This is a genomic window from Methylomonas albis (assembly GCF_014850955.1).
GTDB lineage: Bacteria > Pseudomonadota > Gammaproteobacteria > Methylococcales > Methylomonadaceae > Methylomonas > Methylomonas albis.
In genome coordinates this window covers 389,448-410,172 of sequence record NZ_JACXSS010000001.1, presented here as the reverse complement: position 1 = coordinate 410,172, position 20,725 = coordinate 389,448, and the positions used below count along the sequence as shown (strand labels likewise).

The 20,725-nt window shown below is 50.2% G+C and carries 23 protein-coding genes and 1 tRNA gene; 4 read left to right on the top strand and 20 right to left on the bottom strand.

Translation table 11 applies throughout. The annotated features are described in order from the left end of the window. Positions 1–131: 131 nt before the first annotated feature. The 15 genes from EBA_RS01935 to rpsU form a co-directional block, all read right to left on the bottom strand. Positions 132–1,211, bottom strand: coding sequence for a lytic transglycosylase domain-containing protein (locus tag EBA_RS01935; RefSeq protein ID WP_225615857.1), 1,080 nt, complete (start codon positions 1,209–1,211; stop codon positions 132–134). Positions 1,212–1,347: 136 nt separating this feature from the next. Further along, positions 1,348–1,623 carry an AtpZ/AtpI family protein gene (locus tag EBA_RS01930; protein ID WP_192372714.1) on the bottom strand — a complete coding sequence of 92 codons (276 nt, stop codon included), beginning with the start codon at positions 1,621–1,623 and terminating at the stop codon, positions 1,348–1,350. 2 nt (positions 1,624–1,625) lie between these two features. Continuing rightward, positions 1,626–2,036, bottom strand: a complete 411-nt coding sequence (locus EBA_RS01925; protein ID WP_192372712.1) for a F0F1 ATP synthase subunit epsilon — start codon at positions 2,034–2,036, stop codon at positions 1,626–1,628. Further along, positions 2,033–3,403: a F0F1 ATP synthase subunit beta gene (gene atpD / locus EBA_RS01920; RefSeq protein WP_225615854.1), complete on the bottom strand. Its 1,371-nt coding sequence runs from the start codon at positions 3,401–3,403 to the stop codon at positions 2,033–2,035. Before atpD ends, EBA_RS01925 begins: the two co-directional genes overlap by 4 nt. A gap of 637 nt (positions 3,404–4,040) precedes the next feature. Next, a complete protein-coding gene (locus EBA_RS01915) occupies positions 4,041–4,349 on the bottom strand; it encodes a hypothetical protein (protein WP_192372709.1) in 309 nt (102 codons plus the stop codon). Between the two features lie 100 nt (positions 4,350–4,449). Beyond that, entirely contained in the window at positions 4,450–5,340 is an 891-nt protein-coding gene (locus EBA_RS01910) for a CPBP family intramembrane glutamic endopeptidase (protein WP_225615852.1), read from the bottom strand. Further along, positions 5,340–6,068 (bottom strand): 16S rRNA (uracil(1498)-N(3))-methyltransferase, encoded by a 729-nt coding sequence (locus tag EBA_RS01905; RefSeq protein WP_192372707.1) that lies wholly within the window; start codon positions 6,066–6,068, stop codon positions 5,340–5,342. The genes EBA_RS01910 and EBA_RS01905 overlap by 1 nt, the downstream gene beginning before the upstream one ends. Next, on the bottom strand, positions 6,068–7,438 hold the full coding sequence (locus tag EBA_RS01900) for an adenosylmethionine--8-amino-7-oxononanoate transaminase (protein ID WP_192372705.1): 1,371 nt from the start codon (positions 7,436–7,438) through the stop codon (positions 6,068–6,070). Before EBA_RS01900 ends, EBA_RS01905 begins: the two co-directional genes overlap by 1 nt. A gap of 53 nt (positions 7,439–7,491) precedes the next feature. After that, on the bottom strand, positions 7,492–8,784 hold the full coding sequence (gene ahcY / locus EBA_RS01895; protein WP_192372703.1) for an adenosylhomocysteinase: 1,293 nt from the start codon (positions 8,782–8,784) through the stop codon (positions 7,492–7,494). Between the two features lie 19 nt (positions 8,785–8,803). Continuing rightward, a complete protein-coding gene (gene metK, locus EBA_RS01890; RefSeq protein ID WP_192372701.1) occupies positions 8,804–9,964 on the bottom strand; it encodes a methionine adenosyltransferase in 1,161 nt (386 codons plus the stop codon). A gap of 69 nt (positions 9,965–10,033) precedes the next feature. Then, positions 10,034–10,110 (bottom strand) — tRNA-Ile (locus tag EBA_RS01885). 34 nt (positions 10,111–10,144) lie between these two features. Continuing rightward, complete coding sequence (gene rpoD / locus EBA_RS01880) at positions 10,145–11,956, bottom strand: RNA polymerase sigma factor RpoD (protein ID WP_192372699.1); 1,812 nt, start codon at positions 11,954–11,956, stop codon at positions 10,145–10,147. 76 nt (positions 11,957–12,032) lie between these two features. Continuing rightward, positions 12,033–13,769 (bottom strand): DNA primase, encoded by a 1,737-nt coding sequence (dnaG, locus tag EBA_RS01875; protein WP_192372697.1) that lies wholly within the window; start codon positions 13,767–13,769, stop codon positions 12,033–12,035. 15 nt (positions 13,770–13,784) lie between these two features. Next, the gene (locus EBA_RS01870; RefSeq protein ID WP_192372695.1) at positions 13,785–14,234 is read right to left on the bottom strand and encodes a GatB/YqeY domain-containing protein; all 450 of its coding nucleotides are present in this window, start codon (positions 14,232–14,234) and stop codon (positions 13,785–13,787) included. An 8-nt stretch (positions 14,235–14,242) separates the two neighbouring features. Then, entirely contained in the window at positions 14,243–14,476 is a 234-nt protein-coding gene (gene rpsU / locus EBA_RS01865) for a 30S ribosomal protein S21 (RefSeq protein WP_020483611.1), read from the bottom strand. A gap of 104 nt (positions 14,477–14,580) precedes the next feature. On the opposite strand from rpsU, the gene tsaD reads away from it, so the two are divergent. Further along, positions 14,581–15,591: a tRNA (adenosine(37)-N6)-threonylcarbamoyltransferase complex transferase subunit TsaD gene (gene tsaD, locus EBA_RS01860; protein ID WP_192372693.1), complete on the top strand. Its 1,011-nt coding sequence runs from the start codon at positions 14,581–14,583 to the stop codon at positions 15,589–15,591. On the opposite strand, the gene plsY is transcribed toward tsaD, so the two are convergent. Continuing rightward, positions 15,592–16,164, bottom strand: a complete 573-nt coding sequence (plsY, locus tag EBA_RS01855) for a glycerol-3-phosphate 1-O-acyltransferase PlsY (RefSeq protein ID WP_192372691.1) — start codon at positions 16,162–16,164, stop codon at positions 15,592–15,594. It lies immediately after the preceding gene. 89 nt (positions 16,165–16,253) lie between these two features. Here plsY and folB point away from each other — a divergent pair, with 89 nt between their 5' ends. Beyond that, positions 16,254–16,607, top strand: coding sequence for a dihydroneopterin aldolase (gene folB / locus EBA_RS01850; protein ID WP_192372689.1), 354 nt, complete (start codon positions 16,254–16,256; stop codon positions 16,605–16,607). Positions 16,608–16,609: 2 nt separating this feature from the next. Beyond that, positions 16,610–17,101, top strand: a complete 492-nt coding sequence (gene folK, locus EBA_RS01845) for a 2-amino-4-hydroxy-6-hydroxymethyldihydropteridine diphosphokinase (RefSeq protein ID WP_192372687.1) — start codon at positions 16,610–16,612, stop codon at positions 17,099–17,101. A gap of 4 nt (positions 17,102–17,105) precedes the next feature. Here folK and EBA_RS01840 read toward each other — a convergent pair whose 3' ends face one another. Then, on the bottom strand, positions 17,106–17,837 hold the full coding sequence (locus EBA_RS01840; protein WP_192372685.1) for a pteridine reductase: 732 nt from the start codon (positions 17,835–17,837) through the stop codon (positions 17,106–17,108). Between the two features lie 10 nt (positions 17,838–17,847). After that, complete coding sequence (locus tag EBA_RS01835; RefSeq protein WP_192372683.1) at positions 17,848–18,135, bottom strand: hypothetical protein; 288 nt, start codon at positions 18,133–18,135, stop codon at positions 17,848–17,850. 177 nt (positions 18,136–18,312) lie between these two features. Between EBA_RS01835 and EBA_RS01830 the strand changes: the two genes are divergently transcribed. Beyond that, positions 18,313–18,723: a hypothetical protein gene (locus EBA_RS01830; RefSeq protein ID WP_192372681.1), complete on the top strand. Its 411-nt coding sequence runs from the start codon at positions 18,313–18,315 to the stop codon at positions 18,721–18,723. A 58-nt stretch (positions 18,724–18,781) separates the two neighbouring features. Here the strand turns inward: EBA_RS01830 and EBA_RS01825 are convergent, their stop codons facing one another. Together EBA_RS01825 and EBA_RS01820 are read right to left on the bottom strand one after the other, a co-directional pair. Beyond that, on the bottom strand, positions 18,782–19,135 hold the full coding sequence (locus tag EBA_RS01825) for a DUF2782 domain-containing protein (protein ID WP_192372679.1): 354 nt from the start codon (positions 19,133–19,135) through the stop codon (positions 18,782–18,784). A gap of 182 nt (positions 19,136–19,317) precedes the next feature. Continuing rightward, a complete protein-coding gene (locus tag EBA_RS01820; protein ID WP_192372677.1) occupies positions 19,318–20,700 on the bottom strand; it encodes a hypothetical protein in 1,383 nt (460 codons plus the stop codon). Between the last annotated feature and the right edge of the window lie 25 nt (positions 20,701–20,725).

The window sequence follows — 20,725 nt, the reverse complement described above, 5'->3', positions numbered from 1 at the left end:
GTATTCAACGAAAAGAGCTTAGCTGAAACCCAACTTAGCCACCACATCAGCCGACGCCTCTTAGCTAACCCGCGTCCGTTGGAGAAGGCGTTATACGCGCTACCAAAAAACGGCCCATGCAGTAAAGCTAATTATTCGACAGCCAGGTATTGACCGGGAGCCAACGGACTTTCGTAGCGTATGCCTTCCCGGAAAAACTGTTCGGGGTTGGAGGCAATTTCGCGGGCGGCCAGGAATTGCGCATAGTAGTTGCGAGACGCAAACCCGAAGGCCGGGCCGTCGTAGCTATCGACGATGCGCACGAAGTCGCTACCGACTTGATTTTTCGCACGCTTCATGCCACCGATACCATGGTTATACGAGGTCACTGCCGCAGGCCAATCGCCGAGCTTACCGTAAGCGTAACTCAGATACCGGGCCGCGCCGTTGGCGGACACAAAAGGATCGTAGCGTTGATCCACGCGATCACCACCAGGCATAAAGGTTTTGGCGGCAGCTTTGGTAAATTGCCACATGCCGACCGCGCCGGCAGAGGATTTGGCGGACGGTTGAAACGAGGATTCTACATGCGGCAGATAAGCCAAGTCTTCCGGCAAGCCGGCATCGCGGAAGGTTTTTCTAAACTGTAAATCATAGCGACCGCTGATCTCCAAACCGCGTTTAAAACGCTCACGAGTGCCGCGTTGCGAACGCAGTCTGTCGCTAAGGCCCGGCAATACGCTGTTTAGCGATCTGCCGTTACTTTCCAGCTTGGCGATCAATTGCCGGTCGTTGGCGTTCAACGCCGCGCCGTAACGCACTTTACTTTCCAATTCCGCTAATTGGGCTTTCCAATATTCGCGGCGCTGACTAACCATGTCTTTTTGCTCCGGCGTTAAACCTTCGGCGACGTAGCCAGGCAAGGTCATCACTTCGTAGACTACATCCAGATAACGGTCATCGTGAAAAGCTACTTCGGAGCGTTGCCAGATAGCATAAGTTTTTCGCCAAAAATCCACCGCCGGCTCCAACGCCGCAGGTTTTGGAAAAGTCCCCGTATAAAACACCGGTTTGTACGGAGCCGGCTGAGGTTGATAAGCCGGTCGTTGTTGAGAGATATTCGGTCTAACTGAGGCAATTTTCTCGCGTTTTACCGGCGAACTACTGCTACAAGCATTCAGCAACAATAAGGCTAATAAGGGAAGAGGTAAACGCAGCAGAGGTGGTTTCATTTTGGTCTGGTTATTGGGTGCGACGTTGATAGATGTAACGTTTCCTACACCAAGGAGCGATAAAAAATTCCCCGTGTAATTTCAATAAATAATAGCGCTCATTTCGAATTTTCGTGAAGAATAAATCCGAAAAAAATTAGCTTTTTTCCTGCAAAAATCGAAAAACGTTATAAGCGCCAACCACAATACCCAACACGATCAAACTCACAGTCCAGCGCACCGAATAACCAGCGGCCAAAGTATCCAGCCAGCGCCCCAGATAAGCACCGGCGACAATAGGCACCACAAACAGTAAACCCAGGGTGCCGCCGTAAAACAACATACCTACCCAGGTTGCCGGACGGCGGGTTTTATCTTCCAAACGCCGTAAATCGCGGCGGGTGTGTTCGATTAGTTTGTCGCGAAAACTCATGGCTATATTCCTGCGGTGCCGTGACTACTAAGTTCGGCTAGGCGCCGCACCAAGGAACGTTCGATTTCCGACAGCGTCGCCCGCGCAGTGTGTACTTCGGAATCGGATTGAGTCATTTCCGCCGCCAGTCGCTCGCAGATTGCACCGCGGTCATCACCAAGAAAATAGCGCAGAGAGGTAACCGTTAATTGATTGTCGGCAAAGCGTAGCACACCGCTGGGCAAGGCCAGATAACGCCAGACGCCGGCTTGATCGTTGAAGCGGGCCAAGCCATATCTAAGCAAGGCCACGCTGTGAATATGCCCGGCCAAAATCCCGAAACTGCCGTCGGCATCGGCGCCGATAAACTGGGTCACGGTCTCGAAACACTCGCCTCCTCGGCTGTCCAGCAAGGTTAACGCGAAACTGTTCACGCCGGCATTGCGCCTTGCATATAGCAATCGGCTTCGCTGAGTTGATCGTATTTGCCGTCCATAAACCCTTCGCAATCGGCAATGGTTTGCGCCAGCGGCACCCGTACGCCCGGCATGCCGGTATGGTCGGCTACGGTGGTAAAAGGTTGAGTCAGATAGCGTTGCAAGCGTCGCGCCCGCTCGACGATACGTCGGTCTTCCTGCGACAGCTCTTCGATACCGAGCATGGCGATAATATCTTCCAACTCCCGATAACGCGACAAATGCTCACGAACGGCACGAGCGACCTGATAATGGCGATCGCCGAGGATGTGGTGATCCATGATTCGGCTGCCGGAACGTAAGGGATCGATGGCCGGATAAATCCCTTTGGCAGCCTGTTGACGCGACAGTATCACCACGCTGTCGAGATGACCCAGGATGGTAGCCACGGCCGGGTCGGACATGTCGTCGGCCGGCACATAGACGGCCTGAACCGAGGTAATGGAGCCGGATTTGGTGGAGACGATGCGCTCTTCCAGCGACGCAACTTCAGTCAGCAAAGTCGGCTGATAACCGACCGTAGCCGGCATTCTCCCCAGTAAACCGGAAATTTCGCTGCCGGCCTGCACGAAGCGGAAGATGTTATCCATTAGGAACAGCACTTCGGTATCTAGGGTGTCTCGCAAATATTCGGCGTAAGCCAAGGCGGTATAGCCAACATGAAAACGTACGCCGGGCGACTCGTCCATTTGTCCATAGACCAACAGCGCCTTGGGCAAAACGCCGGCATCGGCCATTTCATGCCAAAGCTCGTGACCTTCACGCATGCGTTCGCCGACGCCGGCATAAACCGATACGCCTTGCATCGTCACGCTAACCGCGTGCATGAACTCCATCATCAGCACGGTCTTGCCGACACCGGCGCCGCCGAATAAACCGGTTTTGCCACCGCGCACGAACGGACAAAGCAGGTCGATGACTTTGATGCCGGTTTCCAGAATTTGCGAGGCAGGCAGGGTATCGGACAGTAAGGGCGGAGCGGAGAGGATATTTCTGAAAATTGTATTAGGTAATGGCTGGCCGCCATCAAGCGGGTCGCCGAACACGTTCAGCATGCGTCCCAGACAACAGCGATCGACCGGCACATTCAGGGCATCGCCGCGATCAAACACCGGCATGCCGCGAAAGAGTCCCGAGACCGAATGCAAGGCAATCGCCCGAATCAGCGTCGGCTCCAGATGCTGAAACACGACCAGCACGTAACGCCCTGCACCGTTCATAACATCCAGTGCCTGACCGATAGGCGGCAGATAATCGCAACGCACATCGACCACCGGCCCCTGCGCGGCCTCAATGCGACCCACCTGATTCATCTCACCTGTCATAGCCACATACTCCGACGCACAACCCTCTCTAACATTTGGGTAAGCATATTTTTTAGATTCTTGTGCTGAACAGCGAAAAAAGCTTGCTACGGAATCGCCACTACTTGGATAATCACATTAGATATTTAGCATATTTGCAATATGTTGCAGCTACCGATTAACACTGGTCTCCGGCGGCTAATCCAGGAACTTTGGACTTTATCACATTGCCCTAGCAGCGCAGTGTTGAAAAATGCCGATACTCCAACAGAAGGCAACGAATATTACGTTTATCCTCGGCAACGATTTATACGACAAAGAGGGCGAAACATGAAACCAAAGGCAACGCAGTTAAGCCATTGCTCAAGGTGCGGGGACGAAATTCCGCCGGACGAGTTGCAATTTTTGCAAAACACTTCGCTGTGTGCCTTATGTTACAACACGCAGCTGGAATGCTTGGAGATCTACAACGCTAGCATCAACAGGTCCAAACCGATCTTAAGCTTAGTCCCGCACCGCACAAAGATTCGCGGCGGCACCGCAGCGTAATCGTTTCAGACCGGTAGCGACGCCCCCTAAACGCTCGCAGCCACCGGGCTGAACTACATAATCACCGATATACCTTGAAAACGATCCGGCAACTTCCGCCGGCGTGTCGTTACTGCTTTATATTTTTATAACCTTCTTCGCTCTCACGCATGACTTTTTGGCCTTCTTCGACCAGATTGCGGCCTTCGTCGATCTTTACCTGACCTTCACGCTGCATCGTTTGCCCGCGCTCGACCATTTGCTTACCCTCCTGCCAACGACTGCCCAACTGTGCAATGCCCTGACTGTCCCGCAACATCTGCTCACCGGACAGAATTTTGTCCGCCGCCGGCTTAGTCGGTGCGACTGGCTCGCCGGCGCAACCGGCCACCATTAAAGTTAAGAGAATTACGGAAGTATTCAGTCTGAGTCTGCGCATAAATATGTCCTCTTATGATGCACTGGAAATGATGGGGAGAAATATTGCAAAACACCACGGCATCTGGCAACCATTTTTTAAGCGGGTTCTGCGTCTTGGCCTAATCACCGTAGCAAGCGTTACTCTGCAACTTGGACCACAAGCAATAAACGATTAATGCCACCAACCAGATACTTACTAAAGGTCCCAATACGCCATCGTAATACGTATTAACCAGGAATAAGGAATCGGCCTGCAAATTAACGTTGAACAAGTCTCTGCTCACCTTAATTTGCCAAACCCAACCGGCGTGACAACCGATGCATAAACCTAGGCTTTGTGGCACCCGAGTCCTGAGAATTGCTAAAAACACCCCCACCACAACTAAAGCCAGCAAGGCACTGAATATCGCCGGATTCAACCAGTTTGTAAACGCTTCAGCCATCAATGTTAAACCGCTGCTCGGCGTTAAATTAGCGTAATCAATTTGCGACTTACTTTTTAGAAAATGCAACGCCGCATAGTAGATAGAGCTGATTGTCACGGCAACAACAATCGGCATTTTCCGGCGTAACCCGCTCAGCAACAGACCGCGAAAGAGTATTTCTTCGCCAAGGGCAATCAGCACGGCAAAAAACAAACCCAATCCGACTTTTTCCGCGATCTTAGCGGCTGTCCACTGCCGGGTATCGTCCCAGACATGAATATCCAGCCAATACAGCAACAATAATACCGGCAGCAATGTCAGCACTCCCAGTGCCAGACCTTGGCCAAATTGTTTGTAAAATATCGCTTTCGGCGCAAACCCAAAATCCGCCCAGCTGAATTGCAGATATTTCTTTAACGGAAAAATACTCAGCAACAACAGAATCAGCGTAATTTTGCTAATGACTTTTGCCAATGGCAAAATGTCGCCAGCAATCCACAATAAACCGTAACCCAACATGCTCGCAATAGTGGCCGCAATCACCAAAACAACCAACGGCGCCAAGGCATAGGCGAACCAGCGCATCAGCGGAAATCTCCCCACAAGGTTTGCACGGCGGTCAATGCCGATAAAACCGCCGTTTCGGTGCGCAAAATCCGGGCACCCATCCGCACCGCTACAAATCCCGCTGCTTTGGCAGCTTGTCGCTCTTGCTCGCTAAAGCCGCCTTCCGGCCCTGAGAGCAGGGTGACGCTATTGTTTTCCGGCTTTAAGTCAGCTAGGGATTGTTCGGCATAGGGATCGAGAAACACTCTCAAGCCTTGCTGCTCGGCCGCCCAATCCGTTAAATTCGCTATCTCGCCCAGCGCGGGGCAATAGGTTCGTCCGGATTGTTCGGCAGCGTGCTGGGCAATATGCTGCCAATGCTGCAGGCGCTGCTGCTTTTTATCGTCGTTGAATTTAATCACGCAACGTTCGGTTACCAACGGCGTCAACTGCGTTACGCCTAGTTCAACGGCTTTTTGCACCGCCCAGTCCATCCGGTCACCGCGAGAAATACCCAAACCCAGAGTGATCGTCAGCGGGGATTCGACGTTACGATCAACGAATTGCTCGATTTCGACCCGAACGCTCTTACGGCTGACTTCGCTGAAACGCCCCAGATATTCCCCGCCCTGACCGTTAAACAGTACGATGCTCTGCTCTGGCTTCAACCGCAGCACACTACGCACGTAATGGGCCGCATCGTCGTCTAAGTCAATGCGACCGCCGACATTTAGCGGCGCGGCGACATATAAACGAGAAACACGCATCAGTCCTGCACCGCCAGTTGGATGCCTTGCCAGGCGACGTCTGCCATCAGTTGTATCTCCTGCTCGTTGATAACATAAGGCGGCATGAAATAAATCACATTCCCCAATGGCCGCAACAGCACGCCACGACTCAAAGCATAGCGATAAACCGACAGACCGCGCCGCTGCTGCCAAGGGTACGCTTCGTGCGTCTGCTTATTTTTGACCATCTCAATGGCGACGATCATGCCGGTTTGCCTAACTTCCGCAACGTTGGGGTGCCCCTTAAAACGCTCTACCGCTTTAGCCATAACCGTCGCCAATTGCCGATTGTTGGCAATCACATTTTGCTGCTGAAATATCCCCAGCGTGGCCAACGCCGCTCGGCAACCCAATGCATTCCCGGTGTAGCTATGCGAGTGTAAAAACGCGGTGAGATTCTGATAGTCATCATAAAAGGCTTGATATACCTTATTGCTGGTCAATACCGCAGACAACGGCAAATAGCCGCCGGTCAGCCCTTTGGATAGGCAAATAAAATCCGGACTGATTGCCGCTTGCTCGCAGGCAAACAAGGTGCCGGTGCGGCCAAAACCCACGGCAATCTCGTCAGCGATTAAATGCACATGGTATTTATCGCACGCTTCGCGCAGCAATTTTAGGTATACCGGATGATACATGCGCATACTGCCGGCGCACTGCACCAACGGTTCGACAATCACAGCGCAAACTTCGTCAGCATGCTGCATCAAGGCCTGCTCCATGTAAGCGAAGCGACGGATTGAGTAGGCTTCCCAGCTCTCGCCGGCTTCGCGATGATAGCAATCCGGGCTGGCTACCGTAATTACATCCATCAATAAGGGCGCGTAGGTTTCCTTGTACAAGGCGACATTGCCAACCGCCAAAGCTCCCAGCGTTTCGCCGTGATAGCTGTTTTCCAACGTAATGAATTTAGTTTTTTGAGTCTGTCCGAGATTACGCCAATAATGAAAACTCATCTTCAGCGCGATTTCGACTGCTGATGAACCGTTGTCCGCGTAAAAACATTTATCCAAACCCGGCGGCGTAATTTCCACCAGTTTTTCCGCCAGTGTTAGCGCGGCTTCATGGGTAAATCCGCCAAGGATTACATGCTCTAGCGAGTCAAGCTGATCTCTAAGCGCCTGATTGATAATTGGATTGGCATGACCAAACAGATTTACCCACCAGGAACTAATCGCATCCAGATAACGGTTACCGTCGAAATCTTCCAGCCAGACGCCCTGCCCTGATTTGATGGGGATCAAAGGCAACGCATCCCGCCGGGATGCCCGAGGATCGTAATCCTTCATCTGACTACAGGGGTGCCAGAGCACGGCGAGATCGCGCTGAACGATAGATTGATTATTCATGGGTGGCATAAAAAAGGGGCTTGCGCCCCTTTTTTGTCGGATTGATCAAATCCTTAGTAACGATAATGATCCGGTTTGTACGGACCTTCAACCGGTACATTGATATACGCAGCCTGCTCTTTCGTCAACTCTGTCAGTTTTACGCCGATTTGCGCCAAATGCGAGCGCGCCACTTTTTCGTCGAGTTTTTTCGGCAGTACATAGACTTTGTTTTCATAGCTAGCCGAGTTGCTCCAAAGCTCCATCTGCGCCAATACCTGGTTGCAAAACGAGTTGGACATCACGAAACTAGGATGACCGGTAGCGCAGCCCAAATTGACCAGGCGACCTTCAGCCAACACGATAATGCGCTTGCCATCAGGGAAGATCACATGATCGACCTGCGGCTTGATGTTTTCCCAGGTGTAATGACGCAGAGACGCAATGTCGATCTCCGAATCGAAATGACCGATATTGCAGACGATAGCCTGATCGCGCATCGCTTTCATGTGATCGTGGGTAATTACGCCAACATTGCCGGTGGCCGTCACGAAGATGTTTGCAATTGCAGCCGCTTCGTCCATTGTCACCACGCGGTAGCCTTCCATCGCCGCCTGCAATGCGCAGATCGGATCAATTTCAGTGATCAAAACCGTGGCGCCTAAACCACGCAGGGATTGCGCGCAACCTTTACCGACATCGCCATAGCCGCAGACCACGGCAATTTTGCCGGCGACCATCACGTCAGTAGCGCGTTTGATACCGTCGACCAAAGACTCGCGGCAACCGTACAAGTTGTCGAATTTGGATTTAGTAACCGAATCGTTGACATTAAATGCCGGCACTTTCAGAGTACCTTTGGTAACCATTTCTGTCAGACGCAACACACCCGTAGTTGTTTCTTCGGACAAGCCTTTAACATCCGCCATCAATTCGGGGAAGTTATTGTGCATCATGGTTGTCAGGTCGCCGCCATCGTCCAGAATCATATTAGGGCGCCAATCGTTGGGGCCGATAACGGTTTGCTCGATGCACCATTCGGCTTCCGCCTCGGTTTCACCTTTCCAGGCAAAAACAGGAATACCAGCGGCGGCAATGGCGGCAGCGGCATGATCCTGAGTAGAGAAAATATTACAAGACGACCAGCGGACTTCCGCACCCAATGCAGTCAAGGTTTCGATCAATACCGCAGTCTGGATGGTCATATGCAGACATCCGGCGATACGCGCGCCTTTCAATGGCTGTTGAGCGCCGAACTCGGCGCGCAAGGCCATCAAACCGGGCATTTCGGTTTCGGCAATATTGATTTCTTTACGCCCCCATTCAGCCAGGGCTAAATCGGCAACTTTGTAATCGGCTTGGCTCATAATGTTTTCCTGATCCTGGTTAAATGCCGGCGGCATCTTTTAATGCTTCGGCTTTGTCGGTTTTTTCCCAGCTGAAGCTGGCTTCGTTGCGACCGAAATGGCCATAAGAGGCAGTTGGACGATATATTGGTTTCAACAAATCCAACTGAGCGATTAAACCTTTCGGCCGCAAATCGAAGTGCTCGCGCACGATTTGCACCAAACGCTCTTCCTCGATTTTGCCGGTACCAAACGTTTCAATGCTGATGGAAGTCGGTTCTGCAACTCCGATGGCATAAGAAATCTGGATCTCGCAACGTTCCGCAAGACCAGCCGCAACGATATTTTTTGCAACATAGCGGCCCATATAGGCAGCCGATCTATCCACTTTTGACGGATCTTTACCGGAAAACGCACCGCCACCGTGACGTGCCATACCGCCGTAGGTATCGACGATAATTTTACGACCGGTCAAGCCGCAGTCGCCAACAGGCCCGCCAATGATGAACTGACCAGTAGGATTGATGAAATATTTGGTGTCTTTGTGCAGCCATTCTTTCGGCAAGGTTGGCAGGATGATTTCATCCATTACCGCTTCTTCAAGCTGTTTGCCGCCTATTTCCGGGGAATGCTGAGTAGACAGAACCACTGCGTCAATAGCGACCGGCTTGTTGTTTTCGTAGCGAAAAGTCACCTGACTTTTTGCATCCGGGCGTAACCACGTCAGGGTTTTATTCTTACGCACCAGCGCTTGTCTCTCAACCAGACGATGCGCATAGGTGATTGGGGCAGGCATCAATACATCAGTTTCGTTGCTGGCATAGCCAAACATTAAACCTTGGTCGCCGGCGCCTTGTTCGTGGTCTTCCGACTCGTCGACACCCATAGCAATGTCGGACGATTGTTTACCGATGGCATTTAATACCGCACAGCTATTGCCATCGAAACCGATATCGCCGTTATCGTAACCAATTTCGCAAACGACCTTCCTAACAAGCTCTTCGGTGTCCACCCAAGCGTTGGTAGTAATTTCACCAGCCAAAACCACCATACCGGTCTTCACCAATGTTTCGCAAGCCACCCTCGAGCGCGGGTCTTGAGCCAGCAATGCATCAACAATGGCATCGGAAATTTGGTCAGCGACTTTGTCCGGATGCCCTTCCGAAACAGACTCTGAAGTAAAAAGATAGTTTTTATTCACGGTTACAACCTCGCCAAATTGAAAACTTGCGCATATAAAAAAAAGGCCGCGCAAACGGCCTGGTATTTGTGGTGGGCCCTGTAGGACTTGAACCTACGACCTGCCGATTATGAGTCGGAAGCTCTAACCAACTGAGCTAAGGGCCCTCAATTTATCTAGCCTGCATACGATGCAAACGCCTTATTCGCCATCAAGAAAACATCTCAACTGCTCAGACCTGGATGGGTGTCTTAATTTCCGTAAGGCTTTGGCTTCGATCTGACGGATCCGTTCACGGGTTACATCAAACTGCTTACCCACTTCTTCCAGCGTATGATCGGTATTCATGTTGATGCCAAAACGCATTCTCAGCACTTTAGCTTCTCTGGCCGTCAATCCCGCCAATACATTCTGAGTGGACTCGCGAAGGCCGGCGATTGTAGCAGATTCGACAGGCGATAGCATCTTGGAGTCTTCGATAAAATCCCCCAAATGCGAATCTTCATCATCGCCAATCGGCGTTTCCATCGAAATCGGCTCTTTGGCAATCTTCAGCACTTTGCGAATTTTATCCTCGGGCATTTCCATGCGCTCAGCCAATTCTTCGGGCGTTGCCTCGCGCCCCAGCTCTTGCAGAATCTGCCTGGAAACACGGTTCAGCTTGTTAATGGTTTCGATCATATGCACAGGTATACGAATTGTCCTGGCCTGATCGGCTATCGAGCGGGTAATAGCCTGACGGATCCACCAGGTTGCATAGGTAGAAAATTTGTAGCCGCGCCGATATTCGAACTTATCGACCGCTTTCATCAAGCCAATATTACCTTCCTGAATCAGATCCAAGAACTGCAAACCGCGATTGGTGTATTTTTTGGCTATAGAAATAACCAAACGCAAATTCGCTTCGATCATTTCCTTTTTAGCACGTCTAGCCTTGGCTTCGCCCAAGGAGATACTGCGGCAAATACTTTTCAACACCGCAATACTTAAGCCGAAGCGAGACTCGATATCCGCTAATCGCAGTTGTGCCGCCCTAATGCGCTCGCGATGACCACTGAAGACCTCGGCGAAATTCGGCTTCGTAGCGATGAACTGATCCAACCAATCGAGATTAGCCTCGTTCTCCGCAAAGGCATTAATAAAGTCCTTACGCGGCATTTTTGCTTTTTTAACGCAAACGTCCAATATGAAACGTTCTTCTTCACGAATAGCAGTAATCAACTCTTCGGAAACGGAGACCATTTTCTTTAAATACTGCGGCGTCCATTTAAATTCACTAAATATCTCGTCAATCGTATCGAACAGTTTTTCAGTCTTATCATGGCCGTAACCATTCTTTTTGACCGAGGCTGTCGCAGTTTTTAACGCCTTCCTGAGAAGGTCGACCTTCTGCTTAACCTCTTCGTAATCAATTGTTTTGCTCTCTTCCTCAGCATCTTCGGCAGGCTCTTCAATCTCGATGCCGCTAACGTCAATATCCTCGACTTCAGTGAGATCGACAAAACCCAACACCAAATCGTTGAGCCGGACCCCTGAATCTTCAACCTGCACGGAATCAAAAGCATCGATAAAAGACTCGACAATGAATCCGGACCGAGCAATAGCGCCAACTACTTGCCGCTGCCCCTCTTCAATCCGTTTCGCAATTTTTAATTCTTCCTCGCGAGTCAACAATTCCACAGATCCCATTTCGCGCATATACAACCGCACTGGATCGGTGGTTCGCCCAAATTCGCTATCGACAGAGGCCAACGCTGCGACTTCAGCCACTTCTTCATCATCATCAGCAGTTACTACCGCATCGGAGGTGATCAGTGAATCGTCATCATCCGGCGCCACCTCATAAACCTGAATCCCCATATCATTGATCATGCTGATAATATCGTCGATTTGCTCAGGATCGATAATATCGCTAGGCAAATGGTCGTTAACTTCCGCATAAGTTAAATAACCCTGCGCTTTACCTTTTGCTATCAGTTGTTTAAGTTGGGATTGCTGTTGTTCTTGATTCATTCTTTACTCACAATACGTTTTCAGCACCAAGCGCCGCAGAACAGGAAATTATAACGGCAAAAATTAATGCGGTCACCTAGGTCTTCTCCCTTAAAAGCTTCCGCAGCACCTCTTTTTCTTCAAACATCAACCCCTCTCGACTCTCCTTCTCGATCAAGCGGGTCAGGGTGGCTTCCTTGGCTTGCTTACAAAGCTGGCGCAAGGCTCCACAAAACTCGGCCTCTTCGCCACCAATCGGCACATCCAATTCCAAACTCGCCAAAACCTTCACGGCCTTTTCCTGTGGCGTTCCCCGGAAAGATTCCAACAAGATGGCGCTATTTCCAGGCTTTTCAAGGGCAACCCTCTGTAAAACATCCATTAACAACTCAACGCCCGCAAAATTCAGCTCATCAAGCATCACCCCTTCGCGCTCAACCAAACTCGCAAAATGCGGGTGCTGCAGCAATAGCCCTATGACCTTGCGCGCCAAACTCACTCTTGGCGATGGTATGGATTTACCAGCATTAAATTTCGACTTAAGTCTAGCCTGTTTTTCACCAACATCCACCGCAAGCCGGGTAGCAGCTAACTCTTGCAACCGGGCAAACATCATCTCCCGAAAAAAGCCGGCTGGCACCTTCTCCAGCGACGGCGTCGCCGCAGCTAGCAATTGAGAGCGCCCCTCGACGGTTGCTAACTCCAATTGGCCGGCAATATTCTCGAAAAAGTAATCCGACAAGACCTGCGCATTACGAATTCGTTCCATAAAAGCGGATGAATTTTCAGCACGCAACAGGGAATCGGGATCTTGCCCCTGGGGTAGCAACATTATTTTGATTTGCCTGCCATCACGCAAACAAGGCAAAGCAGCATCGGTAGCCTTCCAGGCCGCCTGCCTGCCAGCGTTATCACCGTCGAAACAAAACACCAATTCGGAGGTAAACCGAAACAATAAATCGATTTGAGCTTTCGAAGTAGCGGTACCCAACGTAGCCACAGCATTGGAAATACCAAACTGAGCCAACGCGATTACATCCATGTAGCCCTCTACCACCAATATCCGCTCAGGCTTATTATTCCCCTCCAAAAGCTCACAAAGCCCATAAAGCTCCTTGCTTTTAGAAAAAACCGCAGTCTCCGGCGAATTAAGGTATTTGGGCAAAGAATCGTCCAAAACCCGCCCACCGAAACCCACCACCCGCTTCCGTTTATCCCGGATCGGAAACATCAACCGCCCACGAAAGCGGTCGTAAACCTTGCCATCATCTCTGACCACCAACATACCAGCCTCGATCAAATCCGCCTGATCGAAACGCGCCACCAGGGCATCCCACTTATTCGGCGCATAGCCCAGAGAAAAATCTCGCGCCACCTCGCCGCTAACCCCCCTGGCTTTCAAATACTCTACAGCCTGCCGACCTTCCGAATTTCCACGCAATTGCTCGGTGTAATAACTTGCAACACCCGCCAGGACATCGTAAACATGTGAGACAGTTTTTTTATCCGGCAAATCTACATCGCTATCAGCTGACTCCCTTGGCACATCCACGCCAGCAAAAGCAGCCAAATCTTCAACCGCTTCAACAAAGCTAAGATTATTGAAAGCCATCAAGAAACTAATAGCGTTCCCACTCTCTCCACAACCACGACACAGATAAACCTGCTTTTGGCGATTTACGTTAAAACTGGGGGTTTTTTCGTTATGAAAAGGACAGCAGGCGGCAAATTCACTACCCTTTTTCTTGAGAGGGACGCGCGAATCGATTAGATCGACAATATCGACCCGCACCAAAAGATCATCTATAAACTGACGAGGTATCCTGCCGGACATGTTACCGACAAGATATTAAGCGATAAAACAGGCCTTGATTCTCGCACTGACATTCGCCATGTCAGCTCTACCTTGCATTTGCGGCTTGAGCAAAGCCATCACGCCACCCATGTCTTTTACCGATGTAGCGCCCACTTCAGCTATAGCATCGGCAACCATGCCATCGATTTCAGCATCGCTAAGTGGTTGAGGTAGAAAATCTTGAATAACCAACACTTCAGCCTCCTCGATTTCCGCCAGATCGTTGCGATTGGCGTCGCGGAATTGCTTGATGGACTCACGCCGCTGCTTCAACATTTTGTCGAGCACAACGATGACTCGCTCATCGCTGAGCTCTATACGCTCATCGACTTCAACCTGCTTGATAGCGGCCAAAATCAGACGGATCACGCCTAGCCTAACTTTCTGGCCGCTTTTCATCGCGGCTTTCATATCTTCCCTGATACGTTCGCTTAACGCATCCATTGTATACCTTAAATTTGTGGGCGGCCGCGACGCAGGTTTTTCAGCGCATAACGTTCGCGCGCCAATTTTTTCAAATGTCGCTTAACCGCCGCCGCGCCTTTGCGCTTACGTTCGGTCGTTGGCTTTTCATAAAATTCGCGGCGACGCACTTCAGCCAATACACCGGCTTTTTCGCACGCACGTTTAAAGCGACGAATCGCGATGTCAAAATGTTCGTTCTCTTTAACTTTAACTGATGGCATTATCAATAATCCGATTTATGTTAGTATCTTATGACGCTATCGGCGATAGTAAGCCCGCCGAAAACGGCCGATTATACCCATAAAATTCTTTTATTCAAAAACTAATGTATGTTTTAGGCATAGAAAGCTCTTGCGACGAAACGGCTGTCGCCGTTTACCATGCCAGCAAGGGTTTGATTGCGCACACCTTATACAGCCAAGTCGCTACACATGCCGAGTACGGTGGCGTCGTTCCTGAACTAGCTTCGCGGGATCATATCCGCAAACTGGTGCCGCTGATCAAGACAGTATTGAAACAAGCCGAATTAAAAACCGGCGACATCGAAGGCATTGCTTATACCGCCGGCCCCGGCTTGATGGGATCACTACTTGTCGGAGCCGCCACAGCCCAAAGCCTGGCCTGGACCTGGCAAATACCGGCTATCGCAGTGCACCATATGGAAGGCCATTTATTAGCACCGATGCTGGAAGATAATCCACCAACCTTCCCATTCGTCGCCCTGCTGATTTCCGGCGGACACACAATGCTCATAGAAGTGCGCGCGATTGGTGAATACCGCTTACTTGGCGAATCGCTGGACGATGCTGCGGGCGAAGCCTTCGACAAAACCGCCAAGATGTTGGGCCTAGACTATCCCGGCGGCCCCAAATTGGCAGAGCTCGCTCGCAACGGCGAAAATCGATTCAAATTCCCCCGCCCAATGACCGACAGGCCCGGGCTGGAGTTTAGCTTTAGCGGCCTAAAAACCTTCACGATGAATGCACTACATGCCACAGCGCAAACTGCTCAAGATAAAGCGGACATAGCCTTCGCATTTCAGCAAGCCCTCGCGGAAACGCTTAGCATCAAATGCAAACGGGCTTTACAGCAGACGCAGTTGAAAACACTGGTGGTAGCTGGCGGCGTTAGCGCCAACCAGGAAATTCGTCGACACTTGCAACAAATGGCCGCAAAAGAAGGCACCGAAATACGCTTCCCCCGCCCGGAGTTTTGCACCGATAACGGCGCCATGATTGCCTATGCCGGCTGCCAGCGCTTAATGGCGGGACAAACCCAAAACCTGGAAATTTTTGCCCGCCCACGCTGGCCGATGGAACAGTTAATCAGCCTTTGATCAAGACTCTTGCCCAGCCAACAGCCGCTGAATATTACTTTTATGCCGCCAAAGTAAAAGCAAGGAAATAACCGTAAAGGTAAGGGTCAAATTGACATCGCCGACTATCAGCCAAACGTAGAGCGGCGTTAACGTCGCGGCAACCAAAGCGGCCAATGACGAAATCTTGCCCAATTTGTAGACAACAAACCAGGTACCGGAAACCACCAAACCCAGCAACCAAGCGACACCCAGCGTCACACCCAGCGATGTCGCCACGCCTTTGCCACCCTTAAACTCAAAAAAAACTGGATAAAGGTGTCCGACAAATGCGGCGAACACCACCAAGGACAAAACCAGGCTGTCGACACCCAAAGCCTTCGCCAATAACACCGGCAACAAACCTTTCAAAGCGTCACCCAGCAATGTAATCGCTGCGGCTTTTTTGCCACCGATACGCATAACATTGGTTGCCCCCGGATTGCCGGAACCACTTTCCCGAGGATCCGCCAAGCCCATCAGCTTACATACGATAATCGCGCTCGACACCGAGCCGGTTAAATAGGCCAAGGGCACCAACAACCAATCCATCATTTAATCAACCTCTCGTCAATACTTGTACAGCGGCGCTATTTACTCGATACTGCCGCCTCTTCAAGAAATATAATAACCGGAAAGCAACGATGGACATCATCTTTTTAGGCGGACTTGAAATCGATACCGTAATAGGTATTTACGACTGGGAAAGGAAAATCAAACAAAAAATCATCCTGGACATCGAAATGGGTTTTGACATCAAAAAAGCCGCCGCCAGTGACGATATTACCCACACGCTGGACTACAAAGCCGTTTCGGACCGCATTGTCGACTTTGTTGAACACAGCGAATTCTATTTGGTGGAAAGATTGATTGAAGAAATTGCCGGAATCTTACGCAGCGAATTTGCGATTCCGTGGGTAAAGATCACCCTCAATAAAAAGGGCGCGATCAGTCGCGCTCAAGACGTCGGCATTATCATAGAACGCGGCGAAAGATAGCCATGCCTACCGGATTTATCAGCATCGGCAGCAATATAGACAAGGAAATCCATATTCCTTCCAGCCTGACAGCACTGCGCGACCTTTTCGGAGAACTGACAATTTCCAGCATTTTCGAAAGCGAACCGGTAGGCTTTGTCGGCGATAGCTTTCACAATTTAGTCGTACAATTCGAATCGGATTTGTCCGCGAAAGAAGTTGCCAAATTGCTCAAACAAATCGAACTAGATCATGGCCGCAGCAGGGAGAGTCAAAAATTCTCAGCCAGAACACTGGACCTGGATTTGATTTTATACGGCGAACAAATTATCAGTGACGGCAGATTGCAAATTCCGCGCGATGAAATAGAACGCTACGCCTTCGTATTGGAACCCTTGGCAGAAATTGCGCCAAACGCAACACACCCGATCAGCAAATGTAGCTACAAAGACCTGTGGCGCGATTTCGACAAACACGATTTGCGCCAAACCAAAATCGAGAAACCAACATCCTAAACCTTCACCGAAACAACGTCCGCCCACCATCCACAGTCAACACTTGGCCGGTAATGTAATCGGCATTTCCAACCAAAAACGCCACTGCTTTGGCAATATCCTCAGCTTCGCCACAACGTTGCAATGCTATTTTTTTTAAGATTTCCAAGCGCCCCGCCTCCTCAACGTCTTGCTCAGGCCATAAAATGGCGCCTGGCGCCACCGCATTAACACGCACATGGGGCGCCATTTCCCGTGCCAATATTCGCGTCATCGCCACTAAACCGGCTTTAGCCATACTGTACACCGGATAGCCCGGCAAGCCGGTTTCAGCGTGAATATCGGCAATATTGACAATACATCCCTGCTTATTTTTCAGTGACGGCCACAATGCTTGCGATAAAAAGAACGGCGCTTTCAGATTACCACCCATCGCCAAGTCCCAATCCTGTACCGTCACTTGCCCAATGGGTACCGACTGAAACAAGGAAGCATTGTTGACCAAAACATCGACACCGTCCCATTGAGCTAGCGCTGCTTCGGCCAACCTCTGAACTCCATCGAGTAGCGACAAATCGGCCTTTAACAGCCTTACCGTATCCTTACGCACCGCATTCAACTCGGCCGCCAGATACAAAGCATCCTCTTCAGAACTTTTGTAATGCAAAATTACATTACACCCCTCGGCATGCAGCAACCGAGCGCAAGCCGCACCGAGACGTCTTGCCGCCCCGGTAATCAGGACATTTTTAGGCATATTCGCTGGCTTATTGCTCAGCAGCAGGCAAACTGGCGATCAATTTTTTTCTGATCAGATAACAGGCGGCCAGGCCAACGAGCACCGGCAATTGCGTAATTAAAAACTCAGTCACCGAATGCTGGGTCACCATGCCAGCCAAAGGTACCACAATCAACATCTTGGATAACCACCAAGTCAACCAATAACCTATCAGCCCGATCACGGACCAATTAATTAAAGGACCGCCGTGATTTTTTGCCGTCATATAAAACCAGACCAAGGTTAAAATACCGCACAATTTAGCCAGAAATAACATCCTCTTCCCCTTTCTTATTGTTGTGAATACGCAAGCCAGAACGTGGGCCCAATGTAAACCAAACCCAGCAAAAATATCAAATCAATAAAGCCTGATTGCTTATAGCTTGTACTTCAATCTTGAGGACTTAGGACATATAATCGCAGCCATCCTAAAACAAGAACATCCGGAACACTCATGCACGCTCGCTTTTTTGTCGCCGCATTATTGACTATTGGTTTCTGCAATCCTGCCTGGTCGCAATCTACGCAGGGTCACGGTGGTCACGGCGGAATGGGCGGTGGAGATGATGGCGGATGCCTGAACGCTAAAATCAGCCGTTACACGCCTGAACATTTAGCCACGGTCAAACCGGGATCGGAGTTTTCGTTCGCGGTTTCCGGCAGCAATGGCCCCGGCCACATTCACGTCAGCATTAAACAAGAACCTGTCGTGATTCAGGTTGAAGACAAGAGCACATTCTATTTGGTAAAAGGCAAACTACCTGATGACTTAAGAAACACTGTGGTTAGAGTCTCGGTAAAAGCCAAAGCAAAAGTCAGTAAATGCGATGCAGACGGCGGCTGGTTGTTAAAGGTATCAGAGTAGATCTACAGACGATACCGCAACACGCATCCAATTCGCTGAATCGGCTTCGAGCACCCGCTTAGTTAAAATCCCATTCGAACAGAGTCCATTTATTGATATTGGTGTTTTCATCCAAGTCGTTTTTTTTCACGTCCATCTGTTCGTCGCCGTTAGTATCCAGCATATAGTAAGCCGGCCCTACCTGGGGCTGGATTTTCACCATGTATAGCTTACCGCCACGGCGAAACTCTTGAATGGTGTCTTTGCCTTTACGAATGATGGTAATGTCCGGCTCCATCTCTTCTCCGGACTGCACCGGCGCAGGCAGATCGGGCGGCTCCGGTACAGGCGCCAATTCATTGGACGCCGGGTCTGCGGCAAAAGCAAAGGCCGACAAAAACAGCATCAAGTTAAAACCCAATAATCGACACATTAAAATCCCTGCAAAAATTTAATTGTAGGAAGTCATGATAATACAGATTTAGGAGCACCGCATAAATCCATCGCCTACCGGCAGCGCCTTTCATCCTCAAATCACAAGCACAGCGCCATGAAACTAACACACATAAAAAAGCCGGCACCTCAACTAAGAGACGCCGGCTTTTTCAGCTACAGCTACGCTTGTTTACGTAAGTATTTCTCAACACCGGTGGTTCTAGCCACAACTGCATCTTTGGATTGCAAGGCCTGCTTGGCCATGTAACGCGCCACGCCAGACACACCCGGCGCATCTTTTGCCAATGTATCCTGTCTTGACATATATCTAGCAACACCGGTCAGTTCTTTCGAATCCTTATCTTGCAACTCGTGTTTAGTGACATATCGACTAACTGAGCTCAATTCGGCAGCAGGCTTTTGCGACAATATTTGCTTAGCTAAATACTTGCTGACACCGGTCAGCGGCGGCAACTGTCTCGCCAATATTGCTTGCTTGGCAAGATAACGGGCAACGCCGGTTAAGGGCTCGACCTGACTTTGCAGTTGCAACTGTTTAGCCAAGTATTTCGCCACCCCGGTGGGTTTTGGCGCTTGCTGAGCAGACGCAGCCTGTCTAGCAAGATAACGTTCTACTGCAGAACCCTCAAAGGCCAATTCCTCGGCCAATTCTTGCTGAATATTTTGTTCATGATTCAACTGTGCCTCCGCTTTTTCCTGTTGAGCTATAAGGTCCGCCGCGACATATCGAGCAATTAAAGCCGCCGCCGCCGCTTTTCTGTCCGCCGTCGCCTGCTCAGCTAGAAATTTCGCAACACCAGTCAAAGGTGCTTGCTCTTTCAATAAGCGTTCCTGTTGCGCGACATATTTAGCAACACCCGTTACTAACGGTGCATCCTTTGCCAATAAGGCTTGCTTGGTGACGTATTTGCTTACACCTGTTGCGATTGGTACGTCTTTTGCCAACACGTCTTGCTTCAATACGTACTTAGCAACCCCTGTAACCAGCGGCGTTGAGCCTGACTGCAGATTTTGCCGAATCACATATTTAGCAACGTTGGTAACCATATGATCTTCGCGATCATTTTTGGTGATGTATTTGGAAACACCGGTTACCGGCGCCTCTTTGGACAAAATCGACTGTTTAATCAGATATTTCGCTACCCGAGTAACCGGATTCGCCTGCTGCTGAGTCAAATACTTATCAACACCGGTAACAACCGGCTCGCTCTCAGCCAGTTCTTCGATAATTTCTTCAACCTCGTCAATTTCTTCTTCAATTTCCTCAACAACCGGCTCAGCAACCACTATCTCTTCGGCCGCTTGCCGGGCTTTTTCCAATTGCGCTTGTAAAGCCAGATATTTCGCCACACCTGTCAAAGGCTGACCGTTTTCGTCCAATTCCGGCTTGGGCGGCTCAAGTTTTTGCAGATAACGGGCTACACCGGTCAATTGCGCTTCTTCGCTGTCGACACGAGAATAAGCTTCCGACCGACTATCACTACTGCTCGAATTGCCGAACAAAAAGCCGAATAAGCTATTCATCAAACTGTTTGTTGCCATTTGAGAATACTCCTGAATGTAATAA